The organism is Rugamonas violacea (assembly GCF_016461825.1).
Classification (GTDB): domain Bacteria; phylum Pseudomonadota; class Gammaproteobacteria; order Burkholderiales; family Burkholderiaceae_D; genus Rugamonas.
The window spans coordinates 10762-26854 of the sequence record NZ_JAEMNU010000011.1; the positions used below are offsets into that span (position 1 = coordinate 10762).

The following is a 16093-nucleotide window of genomic DNA, read 5'->3' on the forward strand; positions in this document are numbered from 1 at the left end:
CCCCCCCCCCCGCCTCTGCCCTTGGGTGGTTTTTGTAACCGCCGGCGCCTTGACTTGACGGCGTTCGGCTCAGATGCGGTGGGGGAAGCGGGCGCGCAGCGCGGCGACGAACTTGGCCGAGATGGCGGCGAAGCCGTCCGGCGTGGGGTGCAGCTCGTTGGCCCACTGGCCGGCGCTCAGCGTGCCTTGGGTCTTCACGTGGATGAAGTCGGCGTGCTGGCCCTGCAGCTCGTCGAGCAGCTCGGCGAAGCGCGTCAGCAGCTGCTTGACGATGCCGGGTCCGGTCTCCCTGTCCCAGCCGCGGTCGTCCAGGCTGGGCTTGAGCCAGGGGCCGACGGTGCACACGCCGACGCCGCTGGGGAGGGCGAAATCGTAGCTGTGGACGAAGATGGGGATGCTGCGATTGTGCGCCTGGGCGATCTTGTCGCGGGCCAGGATCAGGTCCTGGTAGGCGGCCTTGACGATGCCGAGGACGGCGTCGACACGCGCGCTTTGCAGGCCCAGCGCGGGGTCCTTGTGGACTACGGCGGAGTCGGCGATCCACAGGCGGAACTGGTCGCCGGCCAGGTCGTTGCCGCCGCCGGAGAAGAGGATGGCGTCATATTGGCTGCCGTCGTCGCCGGCGTTGAGCTGGGCCAGCAGGCGGTGCAGCTTGGTCACGCCGAGCATGTCCTCGGCGGCCTCGCCGTAGTGGGCCAGCGACAGGATGCTGGGCGACAGCGGCATCGCCTTGAGGTGGGCGATGACGTCGCTGTGGGCGAACACCGGCAGCGGATAGTCGAACCAGCTGTCACCCTGGGCAATGAGGTTGAGCGGCTTGGCGCCGAGTTGGTGGGTGGCGCTTTGCATCATCTGGCGCTGCTCGAAGCGGGCGCGGTGCTCGGCGACGCGGCGGTCCAGCTCATTCTGGATCGCTAGCTTTTGTTGGGTGTAGGCGTTGGGTGCGGCGGTGACAAGGGTGGCCATGGCGAAGCTCCGGTGGTGGCGCCGGCGCGGGGTGCCGAAGCCGTTGTTCGGCGGACTGCTCTTGCTAAGATTGACATGACAGAATATACACTGCCGGGCTGTGGATCGGTGCGCGGATTGTCACAAGGGATGGGGGCGCGACGTGCTCACAGGTGGCGCTGTATGCGCGGATGCATTCGCTGTCGTCGGCATAGTGTCCAACTTGATTGGGTGAGGTAGGCCAGACGTGAAAAAGCCGTTGAATTCTGGCGAATTCAACGGCTTTTTGAATCTGGTTGCGGGGACAGGATTTGAACCTGTGACCTTCGGGTTATGAGCCCGACGAGCTGCCAGACTGCTCCACCCCGCGTCTGTATGCCGGAATTATATACAGGCGGGGGAAGATGCGCAAGGGCGAAATAAGAAATGCTTATATTTCGCCATTTTGATTAAGCGCAGCTTATGCCGTGGCGGCGCCCAAACGCCACAGCGAGGTCAGTTCCGCCGAGCGGGCGGCGTGCAGCGGGTCGCTGGCGTCGGCGGCGCGCGGGTGGACCGGCTTGATATCGTTGCGACCCAGGACGGTCAGGCCGGCGGCGGCGATCCAGCCGAGCAGCTCCTCGCGCGTGCGCAGGCCGAGGTGCTCGGCCAGGTCGGAGAGGATCAGCCAGCCCTCGCCGCCGGGCGCCAGGTGCTCGGTCAGGCCGTTGAGGAAGCCGCGCAGCATGCGGCTGTCCGGGTCGTAGATGGCGTATTCGATGGGCGAGCTGGGGCGGGCCGGCAGCCACGGCGGATTGCACACCACCAGCAGGGCGCGGCCCTGCGGGAACAGGTCGGCTTCGAGCAGCTCGACGGTGCCGTCGAGGTCGAGGCGGGCCAGGTTCTCGCGGGCGCAGCGCAGCGCGCGCGGGTCCTGGTCGGTGGCGATGACGCGGGCCAGGCCGCGCTTGGCCAGCACGGCCGCCAGCACGCCGGTGCCGGTGCCGATGTCGAAGCCGAGCGTGGCGCCCTTGGGCAGCGGGGTGGTGGCGACCAGCTCGACGTATTCGCCGCGCACCGGCGAGAACACGCCGTAGTGCGGGTGGATGCGGTCTTCCAGCGCCGGGATCTCGACGCCGGTGCGGCGCCATTCGTGGGCGCCGATCAGGCCGAGCAGCTCGCGCAGCGAGGCGATGAAGGGCAGCTCGCCACGGCCGTAGGCTTCGTTGCAGGCCAGTTGCACCTCGGGCGCGCGGCGCAGCGGGATGGCGTAGTCGGCTTCGAAGGGGATCAGCAGCATGGCCAGGGTGCGGGCGCGCTGCGACTGGGCCTGGCGGTGCAGGTGGAAGGCCTCGGTCGGGTTGGCCGGCGGCTTGGCCGGCTTGGTTTTCTTGCCCGGTTTGCTGTGCTTGTGGTCGGCGCGGCGGGCCAGCGCCTGCAGCAATTGGCGGGCGTTCTGGAAGTCGCCGCGCCAGAGCAGGGCGGTGCCTTCGCAGGCCAGGCGGTAGGCCACGTCGGCGGTGGTGCGGTCGTCGGCGATGACGACGCGCTTGGGCGGCGCCATGCCGCTTTCGGAGCGCCAGCGCGCGCTTTGCTCAACGCCGTTTTCGGTCCAGTGGATTTGCGGCGTCGCGCTTTGCGGGGCGGTCATGGCGCCACCTGCGTGGATTGGAAGGGGCGATGGGCGAATTCTTGGACGGGCATGTTTGGGGCAATCGAAAGGAATAGGGTAGCGGCGATGGCGCCGGCGGTGCGGGCACGGTCGCGGCGCTTCGTTGATGGTGTGGCTATTATACGTGGGGCGGACGGGGCGATGGATGCGTGGCGATGGCGCGGCGCCGGCCGCCGCTTGCGTTCACGGCCGGGGTGGCAGCACATGGCAGCACATGGCCGCGCAGGGGCGGCGGCGATAACGCCGGCGTCAGGCCGGTGCGTGAGGCGGGATGGGACGCGATGGGGAGGCCGCCGGGGCGCGTCGAGTGGCGCGCTCCGGCGGCTGGGCTCAGGCTGCGGTCTTGGTTGCGGTTTGGTTGGCGCTGGCGCCAGCCGGTGCCGTGGTGGCGGCCGGCGTGGACGAGGTCAGCGCCGGCGGGGTGGCCGGGGCGCCGGGTTGGTTGGCGTAGGAGTCGGCCAGCGCCTTGGCGCGGCTTTCCGCCGTGTTGGGCGGGGCGTACAGGTCGAGCGGGGTGGGGCTGTCGATCAGCTTGAGCAGGCGCAGCGTCAGGCTGCCGCCCGGGCCCTGGTTTTGATCGGCGTTGCCGCCCGTGGCGTCGGACTGGCCGAGACCTGCGGCACCGCCGAGCAGGTCGGTGCTCAGGTCTTGGCCGATCAGTTTGAACAAGTCGGCCAGGCTGCCGGGGAAGTCGATGTTCGGCAGCTGCACGGTCGGCAGGGTGCCGGGTTTGGCGCCGTCGGCGGCCTTGCCCTGGTTGTTGGTCTGGCCGTTGTTGTTGGCGGCGCTGCTGGTTTGGCTGATGCCGGCTTCGACCCTGGCCTCGTACTGCACCTCGACCTCGAAGTCGAACTTGCGGCCGTCGGCGGTGGTGATGGTGCCCTTGCCGAGGAAGTGCGAGCTGTCGCTGAGCTGGAAGGCGGCGGTGTCGGTGCTGCCGTTGGGCCCGGAGCTGTGCTGCAGAATCGCGCCGTAGCTCGACGAGGTGTCCAGGCTGACGGAGTCGAAGGAGATCTGCGCGCCCTTGCCGGCGTCGCCGAACAGGGCTTGGGCGAAGCTGCCGAGCAGGTTCTGCGCCAGGTCTACCGTGGCGTTGCCGATGCTGTCGACGCGCTTTTGCAGGTCGACGCCTTTGGGCGACAGGGTGACGTCGTTGCCGAGCGGGGCGAGTTTGGTGGCTTTGCTGCCGGTGGCGGAAGCAGGGGCGCCGCTCTTGTCGTCAGCCTGCGGCAGCAGCGCCGGCAGGGTGGAGCGATAGGGTGTGCCGAGGGCGGGAATAGTAGACATGGCGGCTTCCAGGGGAGTTGTAGAGGATACAACGGCAGGGTGCTGGTTTACTTGAGGGCGACGGATGCAAAAAGATGCTTCTTCTTGTACTGCCGCTAAGTCAATAAAGGGCGGGTGGCTGTAAAAATCACCCAAGGTCAGAGAGCCGGGGTCAGACCCGCGGGGTCTGACCCCAGATTTACGCCTGTGGGGTTGGCGGGCTTCCCTGGCGCCTTTGAATCGCGCCGGCGAGCGGTGTTAGTGGTGATGTGACCAGCTACCGTCGGCCGATTCGAGGTAGGACTGGACGGCGTCCTTCTGGCCGGTGGCATGGCGTTTGATTTCGCCGCATTTGCAGATGCCCTGGTAGGGCTGGATGTGCGAGCAGGCCGACACCTTTTGCAGGAAGACCTGCACGGATTTGGCGCATTTGGCGCATTTGAAGGTGAGCGTGCGTGGTGCTTTTAACATGGTGGCTGAGTTTTCGCGCAAAGGGACGATTTTATCACCTGCTTGGCGGCGCGGCGCGGCGCGGCGTGCCTGCTCGGCGCCTAGCCGGCGCGCACGGCGTCGACAAAGACGGGCAGGGCGGGCGGCATCTGGCGGCGGCTGGGGGAGTGGAGGAAGTCATGGCGCTCGCTACAGCGCGCAGGAGATGGCCATGGTCGGGCTATGAGGCGCGGCCTCGGCGCCCTAATTTCGCCGGGGCCTCAGGCGAAGACGTTGAGGGTCGGCGGTGCCGGCGGCGCGAGCTCGTAGGCCTGTTGCAGCGCCTGTTGAGTCTTGATGGCCAATTCGGCGCGGGCCTGCTGTTCCAGTTGCTGGGCCTGGGCCGCGACGGCGCGGTCGGGGCCGGACGGCTCGGCCGGCGCCAGCGCGGCGGCCTGGATGGTGTGGGCGCGGGTGATGGTCTCCTCGGGCGTGCGGCCGGGCGAGGTGTCGATGTTGACCTCGCCGCCGACGGCGTAGTCGACGCCATTCGGGCCGCGCTGGTAGGTGTAGCTGGCGCCGGAGACGGCCAGTCCACCGGCGGCGGCCAGGTGGGCCTGCTCGTGCTGGCGCACTTCGGCGTCGCGCGCCTTGAGTTTGTCGATCAAAACCAAGGCTTGCGGCGTCAGCTCGGTGGGCGCGCCGGCGCCGGCGCGCGCGGGGGCGACCCGCTGCGGCGTGGCGGGTGGGATGGCACTGGCGGTGACGGCGGCGATGCTCATGATGGCACGCTATGTTGGTCGGCCTTCGGTCAGCTTTGATCGGCTTCGATCTACCCCGATGATAGCAAATTTGTAGCATTTGCTTGCAATTTCATCGCGCGCGGAGGCGTCGTGGCGGTCAACTGAACAGGCGCCGGCGCGTTGAAGGAGTAGCCAACCGGCTTTGTCGTCGTCCGTCTGCGAATGAGGTTTTGTTATGGACCAGTCTAAGCAACCCAGCAAGGAATCGGTGCGCCAGTGGTTGCGAACGCAGATCGAACAGCGTCGCCCGCCGCCCAGCCCGCAGCAGATTCGCCGCGAGCTGGGTTGGGATCTGGTCAAGCTGGAGAAGGGCACGCTGGCGCAGCGCTAGCGGCCGGCGCCGCCGGCCAGGCCGGCGCCTACTCCTATTTCTATTTCTACTGCACGGTGACCACGCTCTTGCCGCCGGCCGAGGGCTGCACCATGATCTTGGTGGAGATCCGTTCCGTCATCTCCTGCACGTGCGAGATCACGCCGACCTTGCGGCCCATCGATTGCAGGCCGTCGAGGGCGTCCATGGCGATGCGCAGGGTTTCGGCGTCGAGGCTGCCGAAGCCCTCGTCGATGAACAGCGATTCGACCCGCACCCGGTTGGACGACAGCGAGGCCAGGCCCAGCGCCAGCGCCAGCGACACCAGGAAGGATTCGCCGCCGGACAGCGAGTGCACCGAGCGCATCTCGCCGCCCATGTCGAGGTCGCGCACCAGCAGGCCGAGCGAGGGATGGGCCGGATTGGCGATGCGTTCGAGCTGGTAGCGCCGCGCCAGCTGGCGCAGGTGGGCGTTGGCGTAGCCGAGTAGGACGTCGAGCGTGAACTGCTGCGCGTAGTTGCGGAATTTTTTGCCGTCGGCCGAGCCGATCAGCTCATTCATGCGCGCCCAGCGCCGTTCGATCGCCTCCTGCTGCTCGATCGCGCCCAGCATCGCCTGCGCCTGTTGGCGCCGGGCGTTGTCCTGGGCCAGCCCCAGTTGCAGCGCGGTGGCGGCGTCGTGGCGTTCCTTGCGCTCGGCGGCCAGCGCCGTCATGGCCTCGATCAGCGTGTCGCCGGACTGGGCGGTGTCGTGCGGCGCGCCATGTTGGTGCTGGGCGCGTTGCTCCTGGCGCTCGCGCTGCACGGCGGCGGCGTTGGCCAGCGCGCTGTCGAGCGCGCGCAGCGACTGGCGCTCGGCGGCCAGGGCGTCCTCCGGGCAGGCCAGCAGCGCGTGCAGGCCGGCCAGGTCGAGCCGGCTGTCGTCGTCATCCGGCTGGCGCCGCTGGAAAGCGGCCAGCCAGTCGTCCAGACGCGCGGCGGCCAGGCGGGCCTGTTCGGCCAGCGCGGCGAGGCGCTGGCTGGCTTGCGCGGCGGCTTCGTCGAGACGGGTGATGGCGTGGGCGGCCTGTTGGCTGGCGCCGTGCTGGGCTTCCAGCCGCGCCTTGGCGGCGTCGATGGCGCCGCGCAGCGCCGTTTCTATATCGTGGATTTCGCGGCCGTCCCACAGCGCCATGCGCTGCTGCTGGGCCGCCTGGATGTCGCGCTCGGCCTGCTGGAAGGTGCCACGGGCGACGCTGGCGGCGGCGCCGGCGGTGGCCAGCGCGTCGGCCAGCGCCCTGAGTTCGACGTCGATGGTGGCCAACGCGGCGGCGCGTTCGTCGGCGGCAGCCCGCTGGGCCAGCCACTGCCGGCTCTCGGTCTGGCGGGCCTCGTGGAAGCGCGCCGGGCCGGCTTTCCAGTCGTCCTTCCAGCCTTCGCTGGGCAGGTCGTTGCCGCTGAAGGCGGCGTCGAGGTCGTCGAGCAGGGCGCCCAGTTGCAGCGCCACTTCAATGCGCTGCTCGTCGAGCGCCTTGTGTTCGGCGTCGATCTGGGCCAGTGCGGTGCGGGCCTGGGCCGCCACGTCGAGCAGTTGGGCGTGTTCGGCGGCGGCGCGCTCGCAGGCCGCCTGGGTTTGTTCGCGTTGCGCGGCGGCTTGGCGCATGGCGCGTTCCTGCTGCTCCAGCTGCTGCAGGCCGGCCGTGGCGGCGGCCAGTTCGGTCTGGAACCAGGCGGCGCGTTCGGCCTCGGCCGGCAGTGTCGTCGCGGCGTCGGCCAGCAGCGGGTGGCTGTGCCAGGACTGGTCGTGGCGTTCGATGGCTTCCTGCAGCGTGCGCAGTTCGGCCGTCAATGCGCCCAGCTGTTCGATGCTGGCCTGCGCGCTGGCGCGCTGGTCGGCCTGTTGGTCGATATTGGTCTGTGCCAGTTGGCGGCAGCGCGCCACCTCGGCCTGGAAGCCGCCCAGCATGGTTTGCATGGCGCCGTCGTTGTGGCGGTAGGGGTGTTCGAGCGCGCCGCAAACCGGGCAGGGGGTGTCGTCCTCCAGCGCGGCGCGCAGCGTTTCGACGTTCTCGGCGCAGGCCGCCTCGGCCAGCTTGAGCGAGCGCTCGGCCTGGCCAAAGGCGGCCATGATGCCGATGTGCTCCTGGCGCGCCAACACCAGCGCGGCGTCGGCCCGCTCGCGCTGTTGGCGCAGCTGGGCGGATTGGGTTTCGATCTGGCGGCCGCGCTGCTGGCGGGTGTCCAGCTCAAGCCAGATGCGCTCGGCGCCGGCCAGCAGTGCGCGCCGTTGGTCGAGCGCGTGGCGTTGGCCCAGCAGCTGTTCGGCGGGGAAGGCGGCCAGCGCGCGCAAGGCTTCCTGCCGTTGCGCCTCAAGCGCGTGCAGGCGTTCCTGGGCGCCGGCCAGCTTGGCGGCGGCGCCGGCCTCGTCGTCGCGGTGGCCTTTGGCGCTGTGCTGCACGCGGGCCAAGGCCTTGCTGAGTTTTTCGGCCTGCGAGGCGGCTTGGCCGGCCTGGACGAACAGCACGTCCCAGCGCGGCCAGGACTGCGCCAGCGCCTGCCAGTGGTGGTGGCGCGCCAGCCAGTCGGCGCCGGCTTGCTGCGATGATTGCAGTTGTTGATGTTGGTCCTGCTTTGCCTGCAGCGCGGCCTTGGCGCGGCTGTCGGCCTGGCCGGCCTGTTCGCTGGCCTTGGCCGCCGCGCCGTGGGCCGGCAGCATCGCCTCGATGCGGGCGTCGAGCGCCTTGGCCTGGTCCAGCAGCGGCGCGGCGTCGCGCTGCGCCTGCTCGGCCTGCAGCAACTGCGCGGCGGCCTGTTCCAGCGCGGCGCCGGCCTGGCGCTGCGCTTCCCTGGCCTGTTGGATATTGCCGGCGTTGGCGGCCAGCGCGGCCTCGGTGGCTTGGCGGTCGGCGTCGAGGCGGGCGATGTCGGCGGCCAGCGGGCGCGCCGGTTGGATGGCGTCGACCCGTTCGAGCGCCAGCCGGCGCGGCGCGGCGGCGGCCAGCTGTTCGTTTGCCGCTTGCCAGTCCAGCTGCGCTTGTTGTTCGCCTTGCCGCAGGCGGGCGGCCTGCTGGTGCCAGCGCAGATCTTGTTCCAGCGCGGCTTTGCGTTGGTCCAGCAGCGCCACGACCTGGTCGGCGGCGGCGCTGTCGGCTTCCAGTTCGGCGCGCGTCTCGGCGCTCAGCGGGCGCTGGTCGGCCAGGCGCGACAGCAGTCTTTGCAGGTCGGCCTGTTCCAGCTTGGCGCGCTCGAAGGCGCGCATCGAGATCTCGCTGTAGACGGTGCTGCCGGTGAGGGTTTCGAGCAGCTCGCCGCGCTCGTTGTCCTCGGCCTTGAGGAAGGTGGAGAATTCGTTCTGCGCCAGCAGCACGGCGCGGGTGAACTGTTCGAAGGACAGGCCGATGCGGCGTTCGATCTCGGCCTTGACCTCGGTCTTGGTGGCGCCGATCGGTTGCAGGCCGGGCAGCTGGTGCAGGGTCATCGCGGTCGGTTGCAGCGCGCCCTCGGCGCGGGTGCGCGAGCGGCGCACGCTCCAGCGGGCGCGGTAGCTGCTGCCGTCGTTGCCGATGAAGTCGACCTCGGCGTAGCCCTCGGCGGCGCCACGGCGCAGCAGCGCGCGGGTGTCCTGCGAGGAGATGGTGTCGCTGCCGACGTCGGGCAGCAGGCTGCGGCCGAGCGCCTTGAGCAGGCGCGGGGTGGCGTCGTACAGCGCCAGGCAGAGGGCGTCGAGCAGGGTGCTCTTGCCGGCGCCGGTGGGGCCGCTGATGGCGAACAGGCCGGACGAGGCGAGCGGCTCCTGTTCGAAGTCGACCTGGAACTCGCCGGCCAGCGAGGCCAGGTTTTTGCCGCCAATTTTTAAAATCTTCATGCTGTGGTGTTCAATACGGTTGGGGTGTTCAGGCGGCGGGCAGCATCAGCTCGGCGAAGGCGCTGAGCTGTTCGGCCGGCGCCTCGGCGTTGAATTTTTGTTGGTACAACTGGCGGAAGATGTCGTCCGGCTTGAGGCGGTCCAGTTGGTCCAGCGTCAGCGTGGCGTCGTCGGCGGCGCCGCGCGGGCCGCTGCTGGTCTCGATTTTGGCCAGGCGCACCGGCTTGCCGTCCAGCGCCGCCTCGATGCGGGCGCGCAGGCCCGGCTCGGGCGCGTCGAGCCGCACGCGCACCTCCAGCAGCGGCCGACTGTCGGCCGTCGTCTCCGCGTTGGCGTCGGCCACGGCGGGGAACTCCAGCGCGGCCAGTTCGGCCAGCACCTGCTCCAGCGGCGCCGGCCGCGCCGGCACGCGCAGCAGCTGCACCGCGCGCGGCACCGGGATGCCGGTCACCGCGCTGAGCGCGCCGTCGGCCAGGTCGACCCGCAGCACCTGGTGCTGGTAGCCGATTTCGGCGAACGACAGCGGGATCGGGCTGCCGCTGTAGCGGATGTGGCCTTGCTTGCCGACCGTCTGCGCCAGGTGCAGGTGGCCCAGCGCGGCGTAGGCGATGGCCGGGGCGAAGATCCCGGCCGGCAGCATCTCGGTGCCGCCGATGACGATGCGCCGCTCGGAGTCCTGCGACATTTGGCCGTCGACCATGTGGCAGTGGCCCATCGCGATGATCGCCTGGCCGGGCTGGCGCTTGGTCTCGGCCAGCGCCAGCGCCTGGCGGTACAGCAGGGCGATGCCGGCCAGGTAGGGATCGCCGGGCGTGGCGGCATGGTCGGTGGGGGGAGCGGCGGCGGGCGTCCGGGCGCCGGTGGCATTGGCGTCGGCGTCCGGCGTCTCGGCATCGGTGACGTCGACAGCCGTGTCGTCGTCGTCGTCGTCGTCGTCGTCGTCGGCGGCGGCGGCCGGCGCCGGGCGCGGCACGTCGCCGGGACGCAGGAAGGGCAGGGCCAGGCACCAGGCCTGCACGCTGCCGTCGGCGCCGGTCAGCGGCAGCACCAGCTGCTCCAGGTCGATGGCGCCGGCGGCGTCGCGCGGCACGGCGCCGACCACCCGCGTGCCGTGCGCTTCGAGCAGCGGGCCGGGCGCCTCCAGGCGGCCGGGCGAGTCGTGGTTGCCGCCGATGACGACGATGTTCAGGCGCGGCAGGCGCTCGCCGGCTTGGCGCAGGAAGCGGTACAACTGCTTTTGCGAGGCCGACGAGGGGTTGGCGTTGTCGAAGATGTCGCCGGCGATGAGTAGCGCGTCGGCCTGTTCGGCGACCAGGGTGTCGAGCAGCCAGTCGAGGAAGCACTGGTGCTCGTAGCCGCGCTCGAAATTGTGGAGGGACTGGCCCAGATGCCAGTCGGAGGTGTGCAGCAGACGCATGGAGTGAGTGTGGAAACGGCCAGGAAGCGCTCAATATAGCGCAATATGGGTCGGCCCAGAGCGGGGCGGCATTGACGCAGGCCGAATGGCGGCGCCGTTCAAGCGGCGTTCGAGCGGGCGTCCGGCAGCGCCGGTCCGGCGCGGAAGGTGTTGCGGCCGGCCTGTTTGGCCTCGTACAGCAGCACGTCGGCGCGGTTGAGCAGTTCGGCCGGCGACAGCTCCTCGTCGCTGTAGAAGGTCAGGCCGATGCTGGCCGAGATCGACACGACGATGCCGTCCAGCTCGAACGGCGCCTGCATCGCCGTGACGATCTTGGCGGCCAGCGCCTCGGCGTCGTCGAGCCGGCTGATGCGCTCCATGATGATGGTGAACTCGTCGCCGCCGAGGCGGGCGATGGTGTCGCTGACCCGCATGGTGTGGGTCAGGCGCGCCGAGAAGGACTTCAGCAGGGCGTCGCCGACGCTGTGGCCGAAGGTGTCGTTGACCGGCTTGAAGCGGTCGATGTCCATGTACATCACCGCCATCAGGGCGGCGTTGTCGCGGCATTGGGCCATGCTGTCGTTGAGCTTTTGCAGGAAGCCGGCGCGGTTGGTCAGGCCGGTCAGGGCGTCGATCTGCGACAGTTTGAGCAGGCGCTGCTTCTCGCGCTTTTGCGCCGTGATGTCCTGGCGCATGACGTGGAAGCCGATGACGCGGCCGCCGTCCTCGTCGCGCTGCGGGATGTAGACCACCTCGAAGCAGCGTTCGTAGCCCAGGCTGTCGTCGTCCTCTTCGAAGGTCAGCGTCTCGCCGGCCAGCGTGCTGGCGATGAACGGCGCCAGGAAGGCGTAGCGTTGCTCGCCGACCGTTTGCAGCACGCTCTTGCCCAGCACCTGCAGCCCGCTGCGCGAGAACTCGCGCTCGTAGGCCAGGTTGTGGAAGCGGTAGACCTCGTCGTCGTCGAGGTAGGCGATCATCGCCGGCAGCGTGTCGGCGATGGTGCGCAGCCGCGCCTCGCTCTCGCGCAGCGCCATGACCGACTTGCGCACCACGGTGATGTCGTCGACGGTGCCGACGTAGCCGTAGACCTTGTCGTCGATGCGCATGACGGCGATCTTGAACGAGACCCACACCACGGCGCCGTCCGGGTGCACCACGCGCAGGGTGTCCTGGTAGGGCTGGTGGTCCCGGCTGAGCCGGCGCAGCGCCTGCTGCAACGGGGCGCGGTCGTTCGGATGCACCGCCGCCTGCCAGGCGTCGCCCATCGCCTGGGCGCGGGTCAGGCCGGTGATCGCCTCGAAGGTCAGGTTGACGTAGGTGCAGTTGCCGTTGGCGTCGGCGCGGATCAGGCCGAGCGGCGAGGCGTCGTTGACGGCGGCCAGTTCGGCCTGTTTCTTGCGCATCGCCAGCTCGGCCTCCATGCGCGCGGCGACGTCGCGCGTGGTGACGGCGACGCCGTCGTCGATGGCGACGATCTGGTGGTGCAGCCAGTGCGGGCCGCCGGGCAGGAAGCTGAGTTGGAACTCCTCCTCAAGCGCTTGGCCGGTGCGCAGCACGGATAGGTATTTGTCGATGTAGCCCTCGCTGCGCAGCGCCGGCAGCACCTCGCACAGGCGCCGGCCGATCAGCGCGGCGCGCGGGAAGCCGATCAGCGCGGCGCCCCGCTCGTTGAGGTCGGCGAAGGTGAAGTCGACCACGTTGCCGCCGCGGCGGCCGCCCTGGCGGCAGGCCTTGAGCAGGAACACCGCGTCGAGGCTGGCGTCGGCCGCCGCGCGCAGCATGTGCTGCGCCTCGGTGGCGCGCAAGGTGGTGCGGCGCAGGCGCGCCGCCTGCTGCATCAGCAGGCCGACGAACAGCAGCACCAGCGCCGAGGCCACCAGCAGGGTGCCCAGATACATGCGGCGCTGCCGCTCGAAGCGCGCCAGCGCGCTTTGCGTGCTGATGCCGACCACCGCCATCAGGCCGTAGCGCGGCAGCTCGCGGTAGCTGTAGATGCGCGCGATGTGGTCGAGCGGGCGCTTGGGTTGCAGCTCGTCGTTGGCCAGGCCGGCGGCGGCCGGGGCGCCGAAGTCGATGCTGTCGCTGATGACCAGCTGGGCGCCGACGCGGCCGGCGCTCAGGCCGCTGTCGCGCCCGAGCAGCACCACCGCGCCCTGCTCGTCGACGTTGAGGCGGTCGTAGTCCTCGACGAAGATGGCGGGGTCGATCATGATGACGAAGACGCCGGCGAAGCCGCCGTCGCGGTCGTTCAGGCGGCGCGACAGCTGCACCAGCCAGCGCTTGGTGCGCGGCTCGACCAGCGCGGTCGACACCTGGACGATGTCGTTCGGTTCGGCGGCGTGGTTGCGGAAGAAGGCCTGGCGGCCCAGCGCCGGGTCGAAGCTGCCGTTGCGGCTGTCGATCAGGCGGCCGCCGGCGTCGAACAGGGCCAGCGGCGGATCCAGCTTGCTCGGCAACAGCGAGTCGAGCAGGCCGCCCTTGCGGCTGAATTCGGCCAGCCGCAGCGCGCCGCCGCTCTGCTCGAACTGCAGTTTGAACAGCTGGGTGGCGTGGTCGCTCTGGCGCAGCAGGTGTTCGGAGTGCTCGGCCAAGGTGCGCGCCAGCGCCTGCGCCCGCAGCACCGCCTCAAGGTGGGCGTTGTCGCGTTCCTGGCCGATCTGGTAGGTCACCGCCGCCCACATCGAGGCCAGCAGCGCCAGGGCGAAGGCGGGCAGCAGCAGCGCCCGGTACAGGCGGCGCAGAGGGGTGTTAAGCGTGCTCAATTGGGCGTTGGCCGACAAGAGTCATGAAAGTGGTCTTTCCCCGGCGGGAACCGGTGTCTCGTGTTTTTCTTCATTCTGCCCGGAATTGCCGCGCTTGGGGGCTTGCCCTGCGAAAATATTCGCCCGCCGGGGCGGCGCCGTCCGGCGGCCCGGGGCGCCGGTGGCACAAAAAATACAGGAATTGCCGATTTCTCATTAGAATAGACCTTGCGCGCCGGCGCCCGTCCGGCGGCCGTCGGCAGCGACGATAGAAGAGCACAAAAAAGACCACAAAAGGACTTGGGATTTGACCGAATTGACACTCAGCCTGGCCGCCGCCCGCGCGCTGCACCTGGCCGCGCAGGGGCTGCTGCAACCGCGCCGCCGCAAGGCCAGGCCGGACGACCTGCTGGCCGCCATCCGCCAGATGGGCGTGCTACAGATCGACACCATCCACGTCGTCGCGCGCAGCCCCTATCTGGTGTTGTGGAGCCGGCTGGGCGACTATCCGCAGGCCTGGTTGGAGCAGTTGCTGGAGGACGGCGCGCTGTTCGAGTACTGGGCCCACGAGGCCTGCTTCGTGCCGATCGAGGACTATGCGCTGTACCGCCCGCGCATGCTCGACCCGGCGGCGATGGGGTGGAAGTATTCGGCGAGCTGGATGCGCGAGCGCCGCGCCGAGGTCGACGCGGTGCTCGAACACATCCGCGCCAACGGCCCGACCCGCTCGTCCGACTTCGAGCGCAGCGACGGCAAGGCCGGCGGCTGGTGGAGCTGGAAGCCGGAGAAGCGCTCGCTGGAGGTGCTGTTCACCACCGGCGCGCTGATGATCGCGCGGCGCCACAACTTCCAGCGCGTCTACGACCTGGCCGAGCGCGTGCTGCCGGACTGGGACGACGGCCGCCTGCCGGCGCCCGAGGCGACCCGGCGCACGCTGTTGCTGAAGGCGGTCAAGGCGCTCGGCCTGGCCAAGGCCGGCTGGACCGCCGACTACTTCCGCAGCAAGGGCGCGCGACCCGACCTGGACGCGCTGGTGGCCGAGGGCGCCCTGCTGCGCGCCCGCGTCGCCGGCTGGGACGAGCCGGTCTACATCCACCCGGAGCACGCCGACTTGGCGGCCGCCGCCGCCGCCGGCGCGTTGAACGCCAGCCTGACCACGATTTTGTCGCCGTTCGATCCGCTGGTGTGGGACCGCCGCCGCGCCCTCGAACTGTTCGACTTCGATTACCGGCTGGAGTGCTACACGCCGGCCGAGAAGCGCCGCCACGGCTACTTCTGCCTGCCGATCCTGCGCCGTGGCGCGCTGGTCGGCCGGGTCGACGCCAAGGCGCACCGGCGCGACGGCGTGTTCGAGCTGAAGGCGTTGCACATGGAACCTGGTGTGCGGTTGAGCGCGCGCCTGGTCGACGACATCGCCGCCGCGCTGCGCCGCTGCGCCGCCTGGCACGGCTGCGCGCAAGTGCGGCTGGAGCAGTGCGCGCCGGCGCAGTTCGCCGCGCCGCTGGCGGCCGCGCTGGCCGACGCCCCAGAGCGGGAGGCCGCATGAAGCAGCCGGCGAACTGGCACAAGGAGCCGCCAGCCGAGCCGCGTGGCGCGCTTGACACGGCGGCCGGAGGCGGCGGCGGCATCGGCATCGGCCGCGACGACCCATCCGGCGCCGCCGCGCCGGCCGCGCTGCCGGCCGCGCCGGCCGGCGTGATCGGCGCCGACGGCCTGCCGCGCTTCGGCCGTTACGCCGGCCAGGTCGACGGCTTCGACTGGCGCGCGCTGGCCGCGCCCTATGCGCGCGGCGCGTTGTGGCGGCGCTTCCACCACAAGCGCTGGCACTACGTCGCGCTGGCCACCGAGCAGATCTTCTGCGCCGTCGCCATCGTCGATGTCGGCTGGACCAGCACCGCCTTCGCCTACGCCTTCGACCGCGCAGACGGCGACATGCTGGCCAACTTCTCGCAGGACGGCCTGCCGGGCCGCTCGGCCAGCCTGGCCGGCCACGCCGGCGGCGCCAGCCGCTTCCGCACGCGCCGCAGCAGCATTTTGATCGACAGCGACGGCGCCGGCCGCCACCGGCTGGAACTGCGCTGCGACCACGTCGAGATCGACGCCGAGTTCGGCCCCGGCAGCTCGCCGCTGCTGCTGGCGGTCGGGCCGATCGCCAAGGGCTCGGTGCACGCCACGCAGAAGTCGTCCGGCATGCCGTTGACGGGCCAGGTGCGCACCTGGCGCGACGACTACGACCTGGCCGGCGGCGTCGCCAGCTTCGACTATTCGAACGGCCTGCTGGCGCGCGAGACGGCTTGGCGCTGGGCCTCGGCGCACAGCCTGGAGATGGGTTTCAACCTGCAAGCGGGCTACTTCGGCGACAACGAGAACGCGCTGTGGCTGGATGGCCGCATCTATCCGCTTGGACCGGCGCATTTCCTGTACGATGTGTCGGACCCGTTGGCGCGTTGGCATATCTTCACCGAGGACGACCTGCTCGAACTGCACTTCACGCCGGACGGCGCGCGCCGCGAGGACAAGAACCTGGTGGTGGCGGCCAGCCGCTACCTGCAGCCGATCGGCACCTTTACCGGCTGGGTCAGGAGCGGGCCGGAGCAGCCCAAGCGCATGGTCAACCAACTGGTCGGGGTCACCGAGGACCATCACTCGCGCTGGTAAAAAACAACAGCGCGACGGCGGCAACGGCACACAGCCGCGCCGAGCGGCAG

General features: G+C 70.1%; 11 protein-coding genes and 1 tRNA gene. 3 read left to right on the top strand and 9 right to left on the bottom strand.

What is annotated here, in order from left to right:
• Positions 1–69 precede the first annotated feature (69 nt).
• The 6 genes from H7U20_RS02210 to H7U20_RS02235 all read right to left on the bottom strand — a co-directional run bounded on the left by H7U20_RS02210 (position 70) and on the right by H7U20_RS02235 (position 5073).
• Positions 70–966 carry an SGNH/GDSL hydrolase family protein gene (locus H7U20_RS02210; RefSeq protein ID WP_199517988.1) on the bottom strand — a complete coding sequence of 299 codons (897 nt, stop codon included), beginning with the start codon at positions 964–966 and terminating at the stop codon, positions 70–72.
• Positions 967–1238: 272 nt separating this feature from the next.
• Positions 1239–1315 (bottom strand) — tRNA-Met (locus H7U20_RS02215).
• A gap of 90 nt (positions 1316–1405) precedes the next feature.
• Positions 1406–2575, bottom strand: coding sequence for a methyltransferase (locus H7U20_RS02220; RefSeq protein ID WP_199517989.1), 1170 nt, complete (start codon positions 2573–2575; stop codon positions 1406–1408).
• A 351-nt stretch (positions 2576–2926) separates the two neighbouring features.
• The gene (locus H7U20_RS02225; protein WP_199517990.1) at positions 2927–3883 is read right to left on the bottom strand and encodes a hypothetical protein; all 957 of its coding nucleotides are present in this window, start codon (positions 3881–3883) and stop codon (positions 2927–2929) included.
• A 237-nt stretch (positions 3884–4120) separates the two neighbouring features.
• The gene (locus tag H7U20_RS02230; protein WP_199517991.1) at positions 4121–4333 is read right to left on the bottom strand and encodes a hypothetical protein; all 213 of its coding nucleotides are present in this window, start codon (positions 4331–4333) and stop codon (positions 4121–4123) included.
• Between the two features lie 239 nt (positions 4334–4572).
• Positions 4573–5073: a putative metalloprotease CJM1_0395 family protein gene (locus H7U20_RS02235; protein ID WP_199517992.1), complete on the bottom strand. Its 501-nt coding sequence runs from the start codon at positions 5071–5073 to the stop codon at positions 4573–4575.
• A gap of 196 nt (positions 5074–5269) precedes the next feature.
• Here H7U20_RS02235 and H7U20_RS02240 point away from each other — a divergent pair, with 196 nt between their 5' ends.
• Positions 5270–5425 carry a hypothetical protein gene (locus H7U20_RS02240; RefSeq protein WP_199517993.1) on the top strand — a complete coding sequence of 52 codons (156 nt, stop codon included), beginning with the start codon at positions 5270–5272 and terminating at the stop codon, positions 5423–5425.
• 46 nt (positions 5426–5471) lie between these two features.
• Here the strand turns inward: H7U20_RS02240 and H7U20_RS02245 are convergent, their stop codons facing one another.
• The 3 genes from H7U20_RS02245 to H7U20_RS02255 all read right to left on the bottom strand — a co-directional run bounded on the left by H7U20_RS02245 (position 5472) and on the right by H7U20_RS02255 (position 13406).
• Positions 5472–9248: an AAA family ATPase gene (locus H7U20_RS02245; protein ID WP_199517994.1), complete on the bottom strand. Its 3777-nt coding sequence runs from the start codon at positions 9246–9248 to the stop codon at positions 5472–5474.
• A 28-nt stretch (positions 9249–9276) separates the two neighbouring features.
• The gene (locus H7U20_RS02250) at positions 9277–10665 is read right to left on the bottom strand and encodes an exonuclease SbcCD subunit D C-terminal domain-containing protein (RefSeq protein ID WP_199517995.1); all 1389 of its coding nucleotides are present in this window, start codon (positions 10663–10665) and stop codon (positions 9277–9279) included.
• Positions 10666–10763: 98 nt separating this feature from the next.
• Complete coding sequence (locus H7U20_RS02255; RefSeq protein WP_233410449.1) at positions 10764–13406, bottom strand: sensor domain-containing diguanylate cyclase; 2643 nt, start codon at positions 13404–13406, stop codon at positions 10764–10766.
• A 286-nt stretch (positions 13407–13692) separates the two neighbouring features.
• On the opposite strand from H7U20_RS02255, the gene H7U20_RS02260 reads away from it, so the two are divergent.
• The gene (locus H7U20_RS02260) at positions 13693–14931 is read left to right on the top strand and encodes a winged helix-turn-helix domain-containing protein (protein WP_199517996.1); all 1239 of its coding nucleotides are present in this window, start codon (positions 13693–13695) and stop codon (positions 14929–14931) included.
• Positions 14928–16043: a DUF2804 domain-containing protein gene (locus H7U20_RS02265; protein ID WP_199517997.1), complete on the top strand. Its 1116-nt coding sequence runs from the start codon at positions 14928–14930 to the stop codon at positions 16041–16043. Before H7U20_RS02260 ends, H7U20_RS02265 begins: the two co-directional genes overlap by 4 nt.
• Positions 16044–16093: the final 50 nt, after the last annotated feature.

Bases quoted from the DNA above. Each gene is read 5' to 3' on its own strand.
- H7U20_RS02230 (WP_199517991.1), bottom strand. From the start codon at position 4,333: ATGTTAAAAGCACCACGCACGCTCACCTTCAAATGCGCCAAATGCGCC.
- H7U20_RS02240 (WP_199517993.1), top strand. From the start codon at position 5,270: ATGGACCAGTCTAAGCAACCCAGCAAGGAATCGGTGCGCCAGTGGTTG.
- H7U20_RS02250 (WP_199517995.1), bottom strand. From the start codon at position 10,665: ATGCGTCTGCTGCACACCTCCGACTGGCATCTGGGCCAGTCCCTCCAC.
- H7U20_RS02210 (WP_199517988.1), bottom strand. From the start codon at position 966: ATGGCCACCCTTGTCACCGCCGCACCCAACGCCTACACCCAACAAAAG.
- H7U20_RS02265 (WP_199517997.1), top strand. From the start codon at position 14,928: ATGAAGCAGCCGGCGAACTGGCACAAGGAGCCGCCAGCCGAGCCGCGT.
- H7U20_RS02225 (WP_199517990.1), bottom strand. From the start codon at position 3,883: ATGTCTACTATTCCCGCCCTCGGCACACCCTATCGCTCCACCCTGCCG.
- H7U20_RS02245 (WP_199517994.1), bottom strand. From the start codon at position 9,248: ATGAAGATTTTAAAAATTGGCGGCAAAAACCTGGCCTCGCTGGCCGGC.
- H7U20_RS02235 (WP_199517992.1), bottom strand. From the start codon at position 5,073: ATGAGCATCGCCGCCGTCACCGCCAGTGCCATCCCACCCGCCACGCCG.
- H7U20_RS02220 (WP_199517989.1), bottom strand. From the start codon at position 2,575: ATGACCGCCCCGCAAAGCGCGACGCCGCAAATCCACTGGACCGAAAAC.